The following is a 16,507-nucleotide window of genomic DNA, read 5'->3' on the forward strand; positions in this document are numbered from 1 at the left end:
GTCTAGTAAAAGTTAATTAGTTAAATTATTTAGCAGGTTTTTGCTTCAAAAATTTTTGTAAATCTGCTACTTCTTTTTGTTTTGCTTTACGTTTTTTAGTGTCGATCGGACGACGACCTTGGACACCATTTGGATGACAAATTCTCATGATGAAAAACTCCTTCCAATTAAGTCTAAACTCTTAAATACATCAGCTCTTAGTATTATAATACATGGAACAGGTAAAAATCAAATTAAAGTGGAAATGGGGACTCAAAAATGACTAAAGATTATCCGCAAGCAGTAACAATTGCTGGCAGTGATAGTGATGGCAGTGCTGGAATTCAGGCTGACTTAGAAACTTTCTTTGCTCGTCGTGTGTACGGTGCTTCAATTATTACGGCATGTGTGTCAGGGAACTCCTATGGAATTCATGATAGTGTCAACATGCCAACTAGTTTTATTGATCAAGAATTCAAAGATCTAGGTGATGACTTTCATATCTTAGCCGCTAAGACCGGGATGCTCTCTGATGCCAACATTATCAATACGGTTGTAAAAGACTATCAGCTATACGACTTTGGTCCACTAGTGGTTGATCCAGTAATTACTACCAAGTTTGGAACCATGTTGCTTGAAGAAGACGCCTTCGATGCCATGAAAAACGAATTAGTACCGATGGCAACCGTTTTAACACCTAACTTCTTTGAAGCACAAAAGCTTACTGGATTAGATGTTGATGATCCTGATTTCATGGCTAAATCAGCTAAAGCCATGCAGGACATGGGCGCTAGCAACGTCATTGTGAAGGGTCGCCATGACGATCCTAGTCAAACAAAGGTTTATGACTACGTTTTGTTAGAAGATGGTCAGCACTTTAACTTAAATGGCCCTTACTTCACTACCGATCGTAAAAACGGAACTGGTGATACCCTTTCGGCTGGAATTACCGCTGAACTAGCTAAGGGTCACACCGTTGCCGATTCCATTAAGATTGCCAAGCAGTACGTTGACGGTGCAATCGAAGATGAAATCCAGGTTGGCCACAAGTATGGTCCAATTAACCACTGGGCAAGATAATTGACTATAATGGTAAAAGATATGTTTTAAACATTATTATAAGTTCATTTATTTTACCTTATTAGTATAGGAGAATCAGTTTCGACATGCAGTCAAACAATAAAAAGGAACCAATCAAATTATTTCTCGACATGGACAACGTGTTGGTTAACACCATTCCTGTCCTCAATCAACGAGCAAAATCACTCCCAACGGGAGCACGACCCGATCGGATCCCTGGAATTTTCCGGGACCTAGATCCAACTGAAGATGCCATCGCAAGCGTCAATAAATTAGCTGACTACTATGATCTATACATCTTAACCACTGCTCCCTGGAGTAATCCAAGTGCCTGGCAGGATAAAGTCGCGTGGATTCAGCACTTCTTTGGAGCTGAGAAAAACAGTCCGTTTTATAAAAAAATAACAATGACTCACGATAAAGGATTAGTTCACTATGTTGGTGGAATTTTGATCGATGATCGGCCTTATCATGGGGCAAGCTCGTGGAACGATCCCAAGACTAATAGCGTCTGGATTCAGTATGGATTCGACAAACGTCTCACTTGGAAGGATGATCTAGTCCCCTTTTTAATTGACATTGCCAAAAACAGTCAACAAACAAGTGACCTAAAAACTGCCGTAAAGAAATCTAATCAGAATCCCAAGTACGTCATTCACGGGAATGTAAGTACGTTTAAAAAGGAAAATTGGGAATAAAGGAGAAGAAAATGATTACAAACAGTACTGAAATGTTAGATAAGGCCCGAAAAGAACATTACGCCGTTCCAGCATTCAACGTTAATAACTTGGAATGGGCTAGAGCCATTCTTGAAGCAGCCGAAGAAGCTAAGTCACCTGTAATTATTCAGGCTACTTCTGGAGCCGCTAACTACATGGGAAGTTTCCGATTGGTTTATGACTTGATTGTGGACATGTATCATGCCTTAAACATCACGGTCCCCGTTTCAATTCATCTTGACCATGGTACCTTTTACGACGCCATCAAGACTTTGGGAATTAAGTTCACTTCCATCATGTTTGATGGCTCTGCTCTTCCATTGGATGAGAACCTCGACAAGACCAAGACGCTCGTTAAATTAGCCCACGCTGAGGATGTCAGTGTCGAAGCTGAAGTTGGCACCATTGGTGGTGAAGAAGATGGTGTGATTGCTGACGGTGAAATTGCTCCCGTCGACTCAGCCGTTAAAATGGCTGAGACCGGGGTCGACATGCTGGCAGTCGGAATCGGTAACATCCACGGAAAATATCCCAAGGACTGGAAGGGCTTAAACTTTGAGCACCTAAAGAAAATTGATCAAGCCATCTATAACCAAACCGGCAAACAGTTACCGTTGGTCCTACACGGTGGTTCCGGTATTCCTGATGATCAAATCAGAAAAGCAATCCAACTTGGAATTTCCAAGATCAACGTCAACACAGAAGGTCAACTAGCCTTTCATCAGGCCATGCGAGACTACGTTCACTCTGATAAGGATCTTGAAGGCAAAAACTATGATCCACGGATTTTCTTAAAGGCTGGAATAAACGCACTTAAAGAGATGTGCCTTGATCGGATCAAGGTCTTCGGATCAGAAAATAAGGCTTAATTAAATAAAAATCGTCTTGAAGGTCAACCTTCAAGACGATTTTTTTATCTAATTAACAAAGTACTGACTAAAAAGTTTCTTATAAATTTCAATGAAGTCTAACCACATTTGAAGGGACGCTGATTCATTATTTTGGTGCATCTTCATTGGATTCCCCGGGCCAAACACAGCATAATTAGCACCGTTTAATTTTTGGGATAAAAGCTCAGAGGCGTCGGTTCCACCTGCTGCACTCATTACCGTAATCTGATCCGTTGCAAAGGGGTTAAATCCTTGTTTAACCATCATCTCTTGGCCCATCTTGACTTCATCAGAACTGTACCTCGTCTTCTTCATGTATGGAGTCGCAATGGCTAAAAGTTTCTTAATCAACTTAGAATCTGGTTTCGCAACCACTGGAGCAATATTCATCAAAATTTTGAGATTAATTTTCCCGTCATGAGTTTGGTTAAAATCATCAACTATCTGGTTAAAGTCATCGATGACCTGCTGATTATCATAGTTTGGCACAATCCGAGTATTAATCGCCGCTTTAGCAGAGTCTGGGATGGCATTAATTTGAATTCCTCCGTTAAACACATCAACAGTATAGGTCGTTTGTCCCAAAACCTCACTGGCATTTTGCTCAGCTCTCGTAGAAATGACTTGCTTCGCTTCTTCTAGAACATCCATCAGGTTTTGAATCGCATTAATCCCTAAGTTAGGGCGTGAACTATGGGCCTCTTTTCCAGTTGAAGTAACCAAGAAATCAACTTCACCCTTATTGGCACGCACAATCCGATAACCAGTTGGTTCAGTAATTAACAAAGCATCCACATCATCCATGTATCCTTGTGATTGAAGACTATATGAGCCATTCATTCCCACTTCTTCACCAGCTGTAATTAGGAGCCGGATTGTCCCGTCAATCTTAACGTCTGCCTCTTTTATTTCAATTAGGGCAATCACGATGGCAGCCAGACCACCTTTCATGTCGGTTACCCCGCTTCCCATCATGACATCGTCCTTAATTACAAGTTCAAACGGATTGGTGCTCCACATTTCTTCATTCACGGCCACCGTATCCATGTGACCACTCACCGCTAAAACTGGTTTTTGTCCGTTTCCGTATTCCACCACTAAATTAGCTTGATGGTTCCCAAGATCGATTAATTGACTGTCAATTCCATACCGCTTCAAAAGTGATTGGAGATACTTAGCAGCCTTAACTTCATTACCATTAACGGTGTTAATTTCGACTAAATCCCTTAAGATGTTCATTTTGTCTGCTTTTTGCATGTTTGTCACCCGTTCTATTTGAAAATTAAATTTTAAATCTTATTGAATCCGCTTTGCTAGAATCAAATCACGTTGAATCTCACTCCCAAGTCTAAATTCATGGGTTTTTAAATATTTAAAGCCTAGTTTCTGATAAAACTTAATTGCCTTCTCGTTTTCTTCCCAGACACCGATCCAGAGCATTTTAGCTTCCGCCTGCTTTGCGACCTCTTCAGCTTTCTTTAGAAACTTAGTTCCTAGTCCAAGCCGTTTTAATTCCGGGTAAATGTACAATTTTTCAACTTCGACACTTGCGGTTGAAAAAGCTTCTGTTTGTTTATTACCTAAATTCAATTTCATGTAACCAGCAACCTGTCGATCAACGATACAGAAGTAAAATTGACAATTCGGATCGTCTAACTGTTTTTGAATCTGGCTCACATTGTACTCCCGATCCAAATACGTCTGAAGCTCTGATTTTGCAGTATCCTTTTGATAGGTATTAATAAAAGTTTGATGGATGATTTTTTGCAGCATCTTAACGTTGACTGGGGTATTGGTGACTCGTTTTAATTGAACTTCCACAAAATCATTCTCTTCGATTAGATTATTTGGTCTGATTAGTAAAAAACGTCCTCATAACCTCAAAACTTAAAGCTATCAGGACGTTTCATCAAACTAAATTAATCCAATAATATTATTTAAAACCGATTTGTCAACATTTATCACTCAATTTCAGTAAAAATCCTACCATTTTTCAGGGCTCCAACTCCGCCCATCAATTTCATTTTCAGACTGATCATTTCTCTTAGCCTGCTCTTTTACCAACCGTTCACATCCCTCGAGTAAGGATCGATTAATAAATGATGTTTGACTCTTTATCAATTCATTGATCTGATTGATAGTCCACTCTTCATTGTCACTCATTTTAATCTTCCTCCTTATTTCGAATTAAATTAATCTGTTCCTTTAAGTCGTTTAAATCGTCTTGACCTGTCTCAAGCTCTTGAATAATTAAATCAAGTTCTTGTTGATGATTCTTCATACTGCCACTTGCCAACTTCTTCAGCTGATGAATCATCCAAGTCTCACGCTCATTAAAACTAAAGGGATACTTGGCTGTCAGATACATTTGGTAATCAACCAACAGTTGAGATTTTTCTTCATCAGTTGAATAGCCGAACTGCGCAATTACAAGTGGTTTCATAAACTTCATTCCCGCCTGTTTTGCCAGGGCTTCGTATGGAATCATAATCTGAGAAATACTGAACGATTGACTGGCACCTGCGGCAAACGCCGACTTGGGATAACCAACGCTCGTAACGATTCCCACTTCTTTATCCTTCAAGTGCCCCTCTTCATTTGCATAGGTATAGGCTCGACTCAAAACATCATCTTCCCAAATTTTAAGGGAAGCTGGAGCGCTGTACCAATAAAGTGGAAATTGAAAAATAATGCGGTCAGCTCCATTTAAGAGTTCTCGTTCAGCTTGAACGTCAATTGGATCACTTCCATAGATCTCATCTAAACAGTGCCACGTGACGTCATTTAGTTCTGCTTGACTTGTTTTTAAGAATGCTTGGGTAATGGAGTCCTGAAATTCAGGATGTGAAACGATTATTAGTGTTTTCATATCTTCATCTTCTTTTAATTGATTAATCTAAGTCTATCATATTGACATCCCACGGATTTATGTTATATTTAAATAGATGTGTGAATGGTTTCGAGTTTCTAAGGTTTCTTGTTTTGTATTATTATGAAATGACTTCCTTTTAAGATTCAAACTAAGCAACACTGAAAAATTTATTGCGCTATGCGCTAGGAGGTTTCATATTATGAAACAAGGTACTGTTAAATGGTTTAATGCTGACAAGGGTTATGGTTTTATTACTACTGATGATGGTGATGTATTCGTACATTACTCAGCTATCAACAAGGATGGTTTCAAGACCCTTGACGAAGGCGAAAAGGTTACTTTGGACGTTGAAGAAGGAGACCGTGGCCCCCAAGCTGCTAACGTTACTCCAATGGACTAATTTTAGCCAAACAAAAAGAACTCAGCAAGCGCTGAGCTCTTTTTTTATACATATTTTTAAATTAAAACATTAATGAAGCTTAATTAACCTTGAAGTTCAAATACTTCGACGCAAAGATGACCAGCTCCTCAACGGGTTCTTCCATCCCATCTTCGGTCCACGTTAATAGCACTTCCGTTAAACCACCATATATCATCGCAATCAACATCTTTGATGAATTAGCGCGTAATTCCAGAATGTCATCATCAACCAGGTTGGTAATGTATTTTTTCAAGACCTTCAACAGTAAATAAGACAAATCATTATCAACGATGGCATCCATCATTGGCTTATTTTCCTTAATAATCGTAAAAAAGGTCGTTGCTAACCCATTAAAATTCGAGATTTTTTGAGCTAGGAGCCGATTAATAAAGGTGGTAAAGGTTTCTTGAAATTGACCTACGATGACATCTTCCTTGGTGTGAAAGTTACGATAAAATGTCATACGGGAAACCCCAACGTGTTTGGAGACGTCCTTGACCGTAATCTCTTGATAGGATTTAGTCTGAAGCATCTCAAACATCCCATCAATTATTCTTTTTTTGGCTGTTTCTTTTTTTGACATAATTTCACCATTCACTATTAACATTTTAAAGCTTGTCACAATAAATAAATAAGCGTGAAGAAAGCTTCCTCACACTTATTTATTTTTTAATGAATCAAGTTGCGTCTGCAATTCACGGTACTGATTGGATAATTCCATGTATTCAGTACTCATTTTATTATATTTATCTTCATACTGAGTCGCCCGATCTTGAGCGTTTTTTAGTTCGTCTTGAAATTGGATTACTTGAGATTTCAACTCATTGGTGCTCTTATCAGAAATGTCAGTATCATTCGTCAAAGCTTGAATCTTACTGTGAAGCTCTTTATTTTGAGCCGTTAAATCTTCGACTTGTTGTTTCAAATCTGAATCAGCCATTATACTCACTTCCTAGACAAATGCATTTTAGTTGAAATCGTGATGTCTTGCAATTAAATTATTAAGATTCTCTAAGTTAACGGTTTTAAGACGGGCGAAATCATCGCCTGCGCTGATTTACTCAACTGAAGTTTTTTATTATGCATTAATTGATGAACTCGAAAAAGGTTATTTTCGCGCTGTTGCCATTCTTTAACTGGCCGAGCGCTTTGCTTGTTTAATACTTTAATATTCATAAGCAATCCCTCCGATTTACAAAATCAACTTAAATGATTAGTTTAAGTTACCAAGCATTATAATACATAATTGGAAATTAGTCATCTATCGCAAATTTCACCACGTAAAATGGCTCCCTGGCAGTCGTTACCCTTACAATTGTTTCATTAATAAGTTATAATACTAATAACAATTTTAAGAAGGAAGTCTAATTCAATGAGTAATTCTAATCCGTCAGCTAATTCCGCCGCACCGAAAATGACGTGGTACGGTAAGACATTTAACATATTACTTAAGGTTTTAATGTCATTTATTGGGATCACCATGTTATCACTTGGTGCTACCTTACTTCGATCAAGTAAAATTTTAGGACTTGATCCATTTACGGCCGTTAACATTGGGATGTCAAACCACCTACATATGTCACTTGGTTTGTATCAATTACTAGCCAACTTAGTAATTTTCGTGTTTGTCCTGTTCCTTGACCGTCACATGATCGGGATCGGAACCATCATGAACATGGTCTTAGTTGGATTCGAGATCCAGATCTTCACCCAATTTTACCAACAGATTTTCCCCGAAGGCATTAATTTCTTCGTAATCGTTGCTAACGCTTTCCTTGGATTAATTCTATTTACCGCTGGTAGTTCCATCTACATGGCGCCCAACCTAGGGGTTGCACCGTACGATGCGATTGCCCCAATTGTTTCATCACGACTCCATATTAAGTATAAGACCGCTCGTGTAATTCAAGATATCTTATTCTTGATTGCTGCTGTTCTTGCTGGTGGTCCAGTTGGATTTGCATCAATTATTGTGGCATTCTTTGCTGGTCCACTAATCGCTTACTGGAACAAGCACATCAGTGATCCAATTGTTAATGGAATTGATGACTTCAGTGAACAACCAACGGTTAAACATGCCGCAAGCACCATCTCCAAAGCAACGTTATCTGGGTATCATTATTTGACCCATGCTTATAACGCCACTCTGAACGTTCAGATGAACTTATCCGGTTACACTAACCAACAGCTAGGAACTAGACTTCACGATGCTCAGACCAACATGGAGGACTCTCAGAAGGCTTACAATGCATACCGTACTCAATACAGAATGCTGATGGCCGAAATGATGAAGCGGAGCAAGAATGGTAATGTTAATCCCCAATCAACTGGTCAACCTAAAAATAGCTCCGATCAAGGTTCTAGGGATCAAAACAACCAAAATAATGATTCAAAAAAATAATTAAATAACTAAAAGCCAGAGATTAACTAAAACGTTAGTTTCTGGCTTTTTTAATTTTACTATTGTTTACGATTATGATTCGTCATTTCAAGAGGCTTAACCCATTTATCAAAGTCTGATCCAGTAACGTATCCAGACTCAACGGCAGCCTGTCTAAGGTCAGTTTTCCCGTTCAAAGCCGCCTGGGCAATCTCAGCGGCCCGATGATATCCAATGTGTGGTGATAAAGCCGTCACCGTCATAAGTGAATTATGAACTAATTCTTCCATTCGATCTTGGTTTACTTCAATCCCATCAACCATCAGGTCCGTAAAATGACTCAAGATGCCCGTTAACGACTGAACAGAATCGAGAAAACACTCAATAATGATGGGCTTGTAAACGTTCATCTCAAAGTTTCCCTGGGTATTAGCCATTTCAATTGTAGTGTCGTTTCCCATGATGCGGGCTACTATCATGTCCATGGCTTCTCCTTGAGTTGGATTTACCTTTCCTGGCATAATTGATGATCCGGGTTCGTTGGCTGGAATGGTAATTTCACCATAACCAGCTCTCGGACCACTTGCCAAAAATTTAATGTCATTAGCAATTTTCATTAAGTCAGTAGCAAGGGTCCTAACCGCTCCGTGTGTCATCGTAAGGGCCGAGTGAGATGCCAAACCGTAAAACTTATTTTCTACTTCAAACGGTTCATGATACTTGTCCCCTAAGTTCTTAACCATTTCAACATCAAAATTTTGAGCGGTATTTAGTCCGGTACCAACTGCTGTGCCGCCAATCGGTAACCCTAACAGTGATTTGGAATTGTCAGCCACAAATTGGAGGTCGTGTTGAATGGTGCTAGCCCATCCAGATACTTCCTGACCAAACGTCATTGGGGTCGCATCCTGTAAATGGGTGCGACCAATCTTCACCACATCCCAGTACTTCTTCTGGAGACGTTGCATCACCTTAATTAAGTGCTGTAATTCTGGCAATAACTGGTTAATGGCAACCAAACTCGCAATGTTCATCGCGGTTGGAAACGTATCATTAGAACTTTGTGAATGATTTACATCATCATTTGGCAAAATCTCAGTGTTTGGATCAATCTGTTTAGCAACATGGGCAATGACTTCATTGACATTCATATTGGTTTGAGTTCCTGATCCAGTTTGATAGATGTGTAACGGAAAATTTTGCATGAGCTGTTCATCAGACAATTCGAGTAACCTAGCTGCGGATTTCTCAATCAAGGCACCCTTTTGTTTCTCAATTGTCTTTTGTTGAACGCTAACTTCAGCCGCACTGGCTTTAATGTTGATCAGTGCTCGAATCACCAGAACCGGCATTTTGGGACCGACTGGGAAATTATGGCGGCTGCGTTCTGTTTGAGCTCCCCATAAGGCGTTCTTTGGCACCTTCACGTTTCCGAGTGTGTCACTTTCAATTCGATAATCAGACATTCTGTCATCCCCTAGTTAGTATTGGGTACGACCTATCGACTTAGGACCTGACTCTTCTCGAGTAATCGACTGATTAAGTATGTCAAGATTCCACTAAATAAGAAGACTGACACAAGCCGAGTGAGGAATAAGAGCAGCAAGAAACCAATGTGATAGTTAGCATAACCACTCTTAATCATGTCCCAAGCAAACGTAATTACCGTGGTGGTAATCGTCGTACTTATGATTCCTAACCAATCATAATGTTTATAACCTAATACAGCAAATCCTAGCTCTGAAGAAAGTCCCTGAATTAGACCAGAGAGTAAGTCAGCCACTCCCCACTGACTTCCTAAAATCATTTCAACAAACGCTCCCAAGAATTCACCAAGGGTGGCTGAAAAGGGAAGTCTAATGATAAAGGCCGCCAGTGGACCAGCCAGTGTGTACAATCCAAAAGTAGCTTCGTTGGCGAATGGCTGCAAGCCAAACGGGGTCAAAGCTGCGGCCAACAAGTTGTACAGAAATGAGGTCCCCCAGAAGATCACCCCACAAAAAGCTCCAATTAACGTTACTAAAATGATGTCCTTTAAATGCCATTCTCTTAATACTTTCATGTTATCTCCTCCAATAAAAAAAGTTCCTGGATCTCCTCCGGGAACTTCAACACATGATTAAAATGACACTTATAGTGTAGTCGGATCCCTTCGCAGGTCTTAACCTGATCAGGTTCAATGGGTATTATCTCAGCCATACGGCACCCCAGAATTATATAATTCATGCTAATAATATAATGGATGGATGATTAATAAAAGCAATCAAAAAGTTAACAAAGATTATTATTCAAGTCCAACCCGCTTGAAAATATCATCGACATGACGAAGATGGTAATGATAATCAAATGCATCATTAATTTCTTGATCGGACAAACGCTCACTAATTTGTTTATTATCTTTAACTAGCTTTTCAAATGATTCATGATTCTCCCATGACTGAGCTGTAAGTGGTTGTACTAGGTCATAAGCAGCTTCCCTACTCATGCCACTATCAATCAACTTCAACATTACTCGTTGACTGTAGATCAAGCCGTAAGTCAACTTCATGTTTGCTTTCATCCGCTCAGGAAAAACGTCTAGATTAGAAAGAATATTGTTGAAACGGTGCAACATATAATCTAAAAGCGTGGTACTCTCCGGCAAAATGATCCGTTCGGCTGATGAGTGAGAAATGTCACGTTCATGCCACAATGAGACGTTTTCGTAGGCCGTTGTAATTAAGCCACGCATCGTTCTGGCAAGTCCACAAATGTTTTCGGAACCAATTGGATTCCGTTTGTGCGGCATCGCCGATGATCCCTTTTGACCAGGATTAAAGTGTTCTTCAACTTCATGAATCTCAGAACGTTGGAGTCCCCGAATTTCTGTGGCAAAGTTCTCCAAGCTGGTAGCAATTAGTGCCAGGGTTGAAATATACTCCGCGTGTAAATCACGGGGCAACACCTGACTAGTGATCTCTTGTGCTCGAAGTCCTAATTTATCGCACACATAGGCTTCTACCTGCGGGTCAATGTTGGCAAAAGTACCAACTGCTCCGGAAATTTTTCCGGCTTCCACTCCGTCGGCAGCTTCATTAAATCGTTTCAAATTTCGTTTCATTTCCGAGTACCAGCGTGCCATCTTTAACCCAAACGTCATTGGTTCCGCCTGAACTCCATGTGTTCGACCAATTTCAACGGTGTCCTTGTATTTTAACGCCTTGGCTTTAATGGTATCCATCAATGTCAAAATGTCTTGTCTGATTACCTTATCAGCCTGTTTTAAACGAAGCCCCTGGGCAGTATCAACAACATCAGTACTGGTAACCCCATAATGAATCCACTTTTTCTCAGGTCCAAGCGATTCGGAGACATCCCGAGTAAAGGCCACCACGTCGTGATGAGTCTCAGCTTCAATCTGTGCGATTCGATCAACGTCAAAAGTGGCATTCTTTTTAATGGCGGTGACGTCGGCCTCAGGGATCTTTCCTAGCTTACTCCAAGCTTCATCAATAGCAATCTCCACTTCCAGCCAGGTCTGATACTGGTTCTGTTTACTCCAGATTTGTTTCATTGGTGCTCGCGTATAACGATCAATCATTTCATTCACCTCATTGTAATTACACGATAATCTTACATAACGTTTTCTTTTCAGTCAAATAAACCCCAAAATCATTTTAAGCCATTTCTAATCGTTCGTAAAACCCGAACGTTATTTTTGACAATATTAGGAATGTTCTTGATTTTTCTAAATCCGATTGGTAAACTGTTCTTGGTCAAAAAATTCATTTACGAGGTGCTATATATGTCTGTAACAGTTGTGGTTGGTAGTCAATGGGGCGACGAGGGAAAAGGGAAGATTGTTGATACCCTAAGCGCCGATGCGGATATCATTGCCAGATATCAGGGTGGTGACAACGCTGGTCATACCATCGTTTTTAACAACCAAAATTTTCACGTTCAACTAGTTCCATCCGGAATCTTCTATCCAGATAAGTTGGCCGTAATTGGAAATGGAGTTGTTTTAAACCCGAAGTCGCTCTTTAAGGAAGTCGACTATCTTAATGAACATGGCGTTTCAACCGACAACTTACGGGTCTCATCTCGTGCACAAGTAATTATGCCTTATCATCCCCTCTTCGATAAACTACAAGAGGAACACAAAAATCATAAGATTGGAACCACCCATAAGGGAATCGGACCAGCTTACATGGATAAAGTCGCCAGGGTCGGAATTCGCGTTGCTGATCTAATCGATCCCGTAACCTTTAAGCATCGTCTTAAAGAAGTTCTGTCGGAAAAGAACGAAATCCTAGTGAAGTTATACGATCACGCTCCACTGGACTTTGACGAGATCTATAACGAATACGTTCAACTTGGAAAACGACTTAAGCCGTACGTGACAGAAACTTCGGTCCTTTTAAACGATGAAATTGATAACCACAAGAACGTCTTATTTGAAGGAGCTCAGGGGATCATGTTAGACGTCGATCATGGGACTTATCCATACGTAACCTCATCTAATCCAGTCGCAGGTGGAGCTGCCGTTGGTGCGGGAATTGGTCCAAGTAAAATTGATCGTGTCATCGGAACTTGTAAGGCCTATACTTCTCGAGTTGGTGAGGGACCATTTCCAACCGAACTCTTAGACGCCACCGGCGATCACATCCGTGAAATCGCTCATGAATACGGTGTCGTTACCAAACGTCCTCGTCGGATTGGATGGTTTGATAGCGTGGCATTACGTCACGCCCGTCGGGTTTCCGGGCTAACCCACTTAGCCCTCAACTGTTTAGATGTTCTTGATGGACTTAAGGAAATTAAGATTTGTACAGCATACGAATTAAACGGTAAAAAAATCACCTATTATCCCGCTAACCTCGACACTCTTGACAAGTGCAAGCCGGTTTATGAAACCTTGCCGGGATGGAATGAAGACATCACTGACTGTGATACTTACGACAAACTCCCAGAGAACGCTCAAAAGTTTCTTGATCGTGTCTCAGAACTTGTCGGAATTCCTCTTGTCACCTTTTCAACTGGTCCCAAGCGTGAGCAAACTCATCAAATGTAAAAAATAAGGCCTTGGATAATTTAATCCAAGGCCTTTTTATATTCTCTTATACGTACCGTAATTCTTTGGAAGTATGCGTAAATGGTTCGTTACCATCTTTCGTTAAATGAATGCAGTCTTCAATCCGAACTCCGGCCACTCCTGGGATGTAAATTCCAGGTTCAATGGAGAAGCACATGCCCTCCTTCAAGACCATCTGGTTGCCTTCCATGATGGAAGGAAATTCGTGTTCGCTCATTCCCATTCCATGACCCAGTCTGTGAATGAAGTACTTACCATAACCAGCTTTATCAATGATATTTCTAGCAATCGCGTCCAGTTCCTCAGCTCGAATTCCTGGTTTGGCAGCCGATTGAGCAGCTAGTTGGGCTTCTAACACAACGTCGTAAATTTCTTTTTGTTTTGCTGGAATTTTATCACCAACCGCTACCGTCCTAGAAGCATCCGAAATGTATCCGTTGTGGACCGTTCCAAGATCAAACAGCAATAAGTTATCATTTTTGATCTGATTCATGTCAGTTGCCCCATGTGGTTCCGCAGCATGAGGACCGGTCTGAACCAGAGTATCAAAACTCATATTCATCACACCACGAATCTTTTCTTGGTACTCAATTTCGGCAGCAACTTCGGCTTCGGTCTTGCCAGCCTTAGCGGTTTCCAAGCCCACCTTAAAGGCAAAGTCTGCTTCCTTACCAGCTGCATCCAGTTGTTCAATCTCATAAGGGGTCTTAATCACACGTAACTCGCTCACTTTAGGAGCAACGTTGGTCTTAAAATCAGCTTTCGGAAACTCTGCTTGTAACTGCTGGTAACGGCTAATAACCAAGTTATCGTCTTCAATCCCAAAACGCTTGGGATCTGGATTAACGTCCCGAATATGTTTAGCGATTAATTTAAAGGGATCCTCATGATCAAGGTAACCATAAACCGGATACTTCCAGCCTGATTCCTTGATGGCTTCGACCTCTAGCTCTGGTGCAAACAAGAATGGTTCGGCATCAGGAAAAATAAAGAGTGCCAAAACCCGTTCAACAGGATCACTGCCAAAGCCCGTGAAATACTTGATGTCTTCAAAGTTACTGATATAAGCCACATCAAGTTGCTTTTGATTAACGTAGTCTCTCATTTCGTTTAACTTAACCATATTACTACCTCCTAAACTTGCTGCTAATTTTAGCATACGTTTTCATTTAATCAATAGAAAAAAGGAATCTGTCACTAACTGCCAGACTCCTTTTTTCTAATATTTTGGGTTTCATTTGGATCTAAGTTCATCATTTGATCATCGGACGTCTTTAACAGTAAATGCCCCTCATCGTTGATTCCAACTAATTGGCCAGACATTTCGCGACCCTGATTGATCAATGAGACCCAATCGTTAAGCCACATTAAATGTTTAACGTACTCCAATATGATTTGATCAGCAGTCCACTTATAGTAGATAGCATACAGATGATCGTATATAGACGCAATGACCTGATTACGTTGTAACGGCGGGATAACATTCAAACTACCCACCATCTGATCCTCATTACGTGAAAATGGCATGATGCCGATGTCCAGGCCGATTCCCATGATGAAGTTTTCTGGTTGGTTATTTTCGTTACTCTGGATTTCAGTCAGAATTCCTCCAACCTTACTATCATCAAAATAGATATCGTTTACCCACTTTAACTGGGAATCGATTCCATAAACTTGGTTAATGGCTTGTGTCACTGCGACACCAATCCCAAGGGTCAGGATCCCTGGATTTTGAACGAATTCAGTTTTGGCCGGAAAAATCACCGTAAAATAAACGCCGTTATTAGCGGGTGAGTAGAAATGGTGACCATTTTGGCCCTTCCCCTTGGTTTGTTCGTTGGCAATGATCATTCCGGGTCTTTGCCACACCTCAGTCTGAGCCTCTTCGTTGGTCGAAGGTAACTGATCATAGACCTCAATTTGATCGATAGGAAAATTAATCAAACTGTGAATCACCCGTGCGTTCAACTTATCGTTCATTCTTATTCTCCACTTGAGTTGCTAGTGTCCCAATGTACTTCCAACCTACGTCTAAAAAGTTGATCTGATACAAATCATCATTTCTTCTCGCACTTTCCATGTGAGGAAGCGTGGTCACGACGGTCTTAGGCTTTCCAATCAAGCCAACACCTTGCAACTTCAAAACCGCTTCCTTAATGGTCCACAAACGTAATGCCTGTTCTCCCTGACGCTTTCCCTTTAAATTCTTGAGATATTCCAGTTCATCAGGCGTAAAGGCTCTGGTAATTCTGGTGTAATCGTAGGGACGAATCTGCTCTAAATCAACCCCAATGGGATGATCGGCAATGGCGACTAAAACAGCATCATGGGAATGGGCAATGTTGAAATGATAACCATTTGGTACAAAGTATGGTTTCCCGTAGTGACCGAAATCAATGTCAACGTTTTTAATGGCGTCTTTAACAGGCATTCCCACCAAATTGGCTAACAGGACTCGTCCCACCAAAGTTTGTTGTTTCTTTGGTTTATCGGTAATCCCTAGTTCTTGGTAGTAAGGTTGAAATGCTTTCGTAGTTATCGAATCACTTAAAAATTTAATCATGTAATTCTCCATTTTTCGTTTTATTAAAAATCATCAATAAGAGACAAAATAAGAGTCTCACTATTTTCAACAGGTACAATAGTAACACTCTCACTCGTTTCGGTCATTTACTAAAAATTACGGTATCGGGCCAATCGTTTCTGAAGCATTTCATCCTTGGACATTGCATTCAGTTCTTTGATTTTCTTTACCAAATCACCACGAAACCGTTCAAAGCCGTCGACGGTATTCACTTCAGGAATAATTCGATCAATAATTCCCTCCGATAGTAATTCATCAGGGGTTAATTTCATGACCGAAGCGGCTTCTTTCATCCGACTGGGATCCTTCCACAAGATGGTGGCGTAACCTTCGGGGGAAAGCACCGAATAGATACTATCCTCAAAAGCCCAGACGCAGTCGCCTACGGCCAGGGCTAGCGCGCCACCACTGCCACCTTCACCGACGATGACACTGATATAGGGAACGGTCAGTTGCATCCCCTGTAGGATCAATTGCGCAATCGTATACCCAATCCCGTGATACTCGG

The 16,507-nt window shown here is 40.7% G+C and carries 21 protein-coding genes and 1 riboswitch; of the genes, 6 read left to right on the forward strand and 15 right to left on the reverse strand.

What is annotated here, in order from left to right; all coding sequences use genetic code 11:
• Window positions 1-25: 25 nt before the first annotated feature.
• Window positions 26-148 carry a hypothetical protein gene (locus FC73_RS07125; protein WP_010022570.1) on the reverse strand — a complete coding sequence of 41 codons (123 nt, stop codon included), beginning with the start codon at window positions 146-148 and terminating at the stop codon, window positions 26-28.
• A gap of 110 nt (window positions 149-258) precedes the next feature.
• Between FC73_RS07125 and thiD the strand changes: the two genes are divergently transcribed.
• The 3 genes from thiD to fba all read left to right on the forward strand — a co-directional run bounded on the left by thiD (window position 259) and on the right by fba (window position 2,647).
• Window positions 259-1,059: a bifunctional hydroxymethylpyrimidine kinase/phosphomethylpyrimidine kinase gene (thiD, locus tag FC73_RS06370; protein WP_010022569.1), complete on the forward strand. Its 801-nt coding sequence runs from the start codon at window positions 259-261 to the stop codon at window positions 1,057-1,059.
• 86 nt (window positions 1,060-1,145) lie between these two features.
• Window positions 1,146-1,757 (forward strand): 5' nucleotidase, NT5C type, encoded by a 612-nt coding sequence (locus tag FC73_RS06375; protein ID WP_010022568.1) that lies wholly within the window; start codon window positions 1,146-1,148, stop codon window positions 1,755-1,757.
• Window positions 1,758-1,768: 11 nt separating this feature from the next.
• The gene (fba, locus tag FC73_RS06380; RefSeq protein WP_010022567.1) at window positions 1,769-2,647 is read left to right on the forward strand and encodes a class II fructose-1,6-bisphosphate aldolase; all 879 of its coding nucleotides are present in this window, start codon (window positions 1,769-1,771) and stop codon (window positions 2,645-2,647) included.
• A 48-nt stretch (window positions 2,648-2,695) separates the two neighbouring features.
• Here the strand turns inward: fba and FC73_RS06385 are convergent, their stop codons facing one another.
• From FC73_RS06385 to FC73_RS06400, 4 genes are all read right to left on the reverse strand, one after another.
• A complete protein-coding gene (locus FC73_RS06385; RefSeq protein ID WP_082587785.1) occupies window positions 2,696-3,925 on the reverse strand; it encodes an ArgE/DapE family deacylase in 1,230 nt (409 codons plus the stop codon).
• Window positions 3,926-3,964: 39 nt separating this feature from the next.
• Window positions 3,965-4,489: a GNAT family N-acetyltransferase gene (locus FC73_RS06390; protein ID WP_010022564.1), complete on the reverse strand. Its 525-nt coding sequence runs from the start codon at window positions 4,487-4,489 to the stop codon at window positions 3,965-3,967.
• A 162-nt stretch (window positions 4,490-4,651) separates the two neighbouring features.
• Entirely contained in the window at window positions 4,652-4,831 is a 180-nt protein-coding gene (locus FC73_RS06395) for a hypothetical protein (protein WP_010022562.1), read from the reverse strand.
• A 1-nt stretch (window position 4,832) separates the two neighbouring features.
• On the reverse strand, window positions 4,833-5,537 hold the full coding sequence (locus tag FC73_RS06400) for an NAD(P)H-dependent oxidoreductase (RefSeq protein WP_010022561.1): 705 nt from the start codon (window positions 5,535-5,537) through the stop codon (window positions 4,833-4,835).
• 202 nt (window positions 5,538-5,739) lie between these two features.
• On the opposite strand from FC73_RS06400, the gene FC73_RS06405 reads away from it, so the two are divergent.
• On the forward strand, window positions 5,740-5,940 hold the full coding sequence (locus tag FC73_RS06405) for a cold-shock protein (protein ID WP_010022560.1): 201 nt from the start codon (window positions 5,740-5,742) through the stop codon (window positions 5,938-5,940).
• 79 nt (window positions 5,941-6,019) lie between these two features.
• On the opposite strand, the gene FC73_RS06410 is transcribed toward FC73_RS06405, so the two are convergent.
• The 3 genes from FC73_RS06410 to FC73_RS07000 form a co-directional block, all read right to left on the reverse strand.
• Window positions 6,020-6,544: a TetR/AcrR family transcriptional regulator gene (locus FC73_RS06410; RefSeq protein WP_010022558.1), complete on the reverse strand. Its 525-nt coding sequence runs from the start codon at window positions 6,542-6,544 to the stop codon at window positions 6,020-6,022.
• 75 nt (window positions 6,545-6,619) lie between these two features.
• Window positions 6,620-6,901, reverse strand: coding sequence for a hypothetical protein (locus FC73_RS06415; protein WP_010022556.1), 282 nt, complete (start codon window positions 6,899-6,901; stop codon window positions 6,620-6,622).
• A gap of 71 nt (window positions 6,902-6,972) precedes the next feature.
• Window positions 6,973-7,137: a hypothetical protein gene (locus FC73_RS07000; RefSeq protein ID WP_010022554.1), complete on the reverse strand. Its 165-nt coding sequence runs from the start codon at window positions 7,135-7,137 to the stop codon at window positions 6,973-6,975.
• 196 nt (window positions 7,138-7,333) lie between these two features.
• On the opposite strand from FC73_RS07000, the gene FC73_RS06420 reads away from it, so the two are divergent.
• Entirely contained in the window at window positions 7,334-8,362 is a 1,029-nt protein-coding gene (locus FC73_RS06420; protein ID WP_010022551.1) for a YczE/YyaS/YitT family protein, read from the forward strand.
• 59 nt (window positions 8,363-8,421) lie between these two features.
• On the opposite strand, the gene FC73_RS06425 is transcribed toward FC73_RS06420, so the two are convergent.
• The 3 genes from FC73_RS06425 to purB form a co-directional block, all read right to left on the reverse strand.
• Window positions 8,422-9,807 carry a class II fumarate hydratase gene (locus FC73_RS06425; protein ID WP_010022550.1) on the reverse strand — a complete coding sequence of 462 codons (1,386 nt, stop codon included), beginning with the start codon at window positions 9,805-9,807 and terminating at the stop codon, window positions 8,422-8,424.
• 32 nt (window positions 9,808-9,839) lie between these two features.
• The gene (locus FC73_RS06430) at window positions 9,840-10,403 is read right to left on the reverse strand and encodes an ECF transporter S component (protein WP_010022548.1); all 564 of its coding nucleotides are present in this window, start codon (window positions 10,401-10,403) and stop codon (window positions 9,840-9,842) included.
• A gap of 66 nt (window positions 10,404-10,469) precedes the next feature.
• A riboswitch (TPP riboswitch) is annotated at window positions 10,470-10,561 on the reverse strand.
• A 64-nt stretch (window positions 10,562-10,625) separates the two neighbouring features.
• Window positions 10,626-11,921, reverse strand: a complete 1,296-nt coding sequence (gene purB / locus FC73_RS06435; protein WP_010022545.1) for an adenylosuccinate lyase — start codon at window positions 11,919-11,921, stop codon at window positions 10,626-10,628.
• A gap of 204 nt (window positions 11,922-12,125) precedes the next feature.
• Here purB and FC73_RS06440 point away from each other — a divergent pair, with 204 nt between their 5' ends.
• The gene (locus FC73_RS06440; protein ID WP_010022544.1) at window positions 12,126-13,394 is read left to right on the forward strand and encodes an adenylosuccinate synthase; all 1,269 of its coding nucleotides are present in this window, start codon (window positions 12,126-12,128) and stop codon (window positions 13,392-13,394) included.
• A 46-nt stretch (window positions 13,395-13,440) separates the two neighbouring features.
• Here the strand turns inward: FC73_RS06440 and FC73_RS06445 are convergent, their stop codons facing one another.
• The 4 genes from FC73_RS06445 to FC73_RS07025 all read right to left on the reverse strand — a co-directional run.
• Window positions 13,441-14,538, reverse strand: coding sequence for a M24 family metallopeptidase (locus FC73_RS06445; protein ID WP_010022543.1), 1,098 nt, complete (start codon window positions 14,536-14,538; stop codon window positions 13,441-13,443).
• A gap of 74 nt (window positions 14,539-14,612) precedes the next feature.
• A complete protein-coding gene (locus FC73_RS06450) occupies window positions 14,613-15,395 on the reverse strand; it encodes a biotin--[acetyl-CoA-carboxylase] ligase (protein ID WP_010022541.1) in 783 nt (260 codons plus the stop codon).
• Window positions 15,385-15,978 (reverse strand): 4'-phosphopantetheinyl transferase family protein, encoded by a 594-nt coding sequence (locus tag FC73_RS06455; protein WP_010022539.1) that lies wholly within the window; start codon window positions 15,976-15,978, stop codon window positions 15,385-15,387. Before FC73_RS06455 ends, FC73_RS06450 begins: the two co-directional genes overlap by 11 nt.
• A 110-nt stretch (window positions 15,979-16,088) precedes the next feature.
• Window positions 16,089-16,507, reverse strand: a 419-nt coding sequence (locus tag FC73_RS07025; protein ID WP_338107361.1) for a carboxyl transferase domain-containing protein, incomplete at its 5' end; no start/stop codon positions are given.

Source organism: Fructilactobacillus fructivorans (assembly GCF_001434095.1).
Lineage (GTDB): Bacteria > Bacillota > Bacilli > Lactobacillales > Lactobacillaceae > Fructilactobacillus > Fructilactobacillus fructivorans.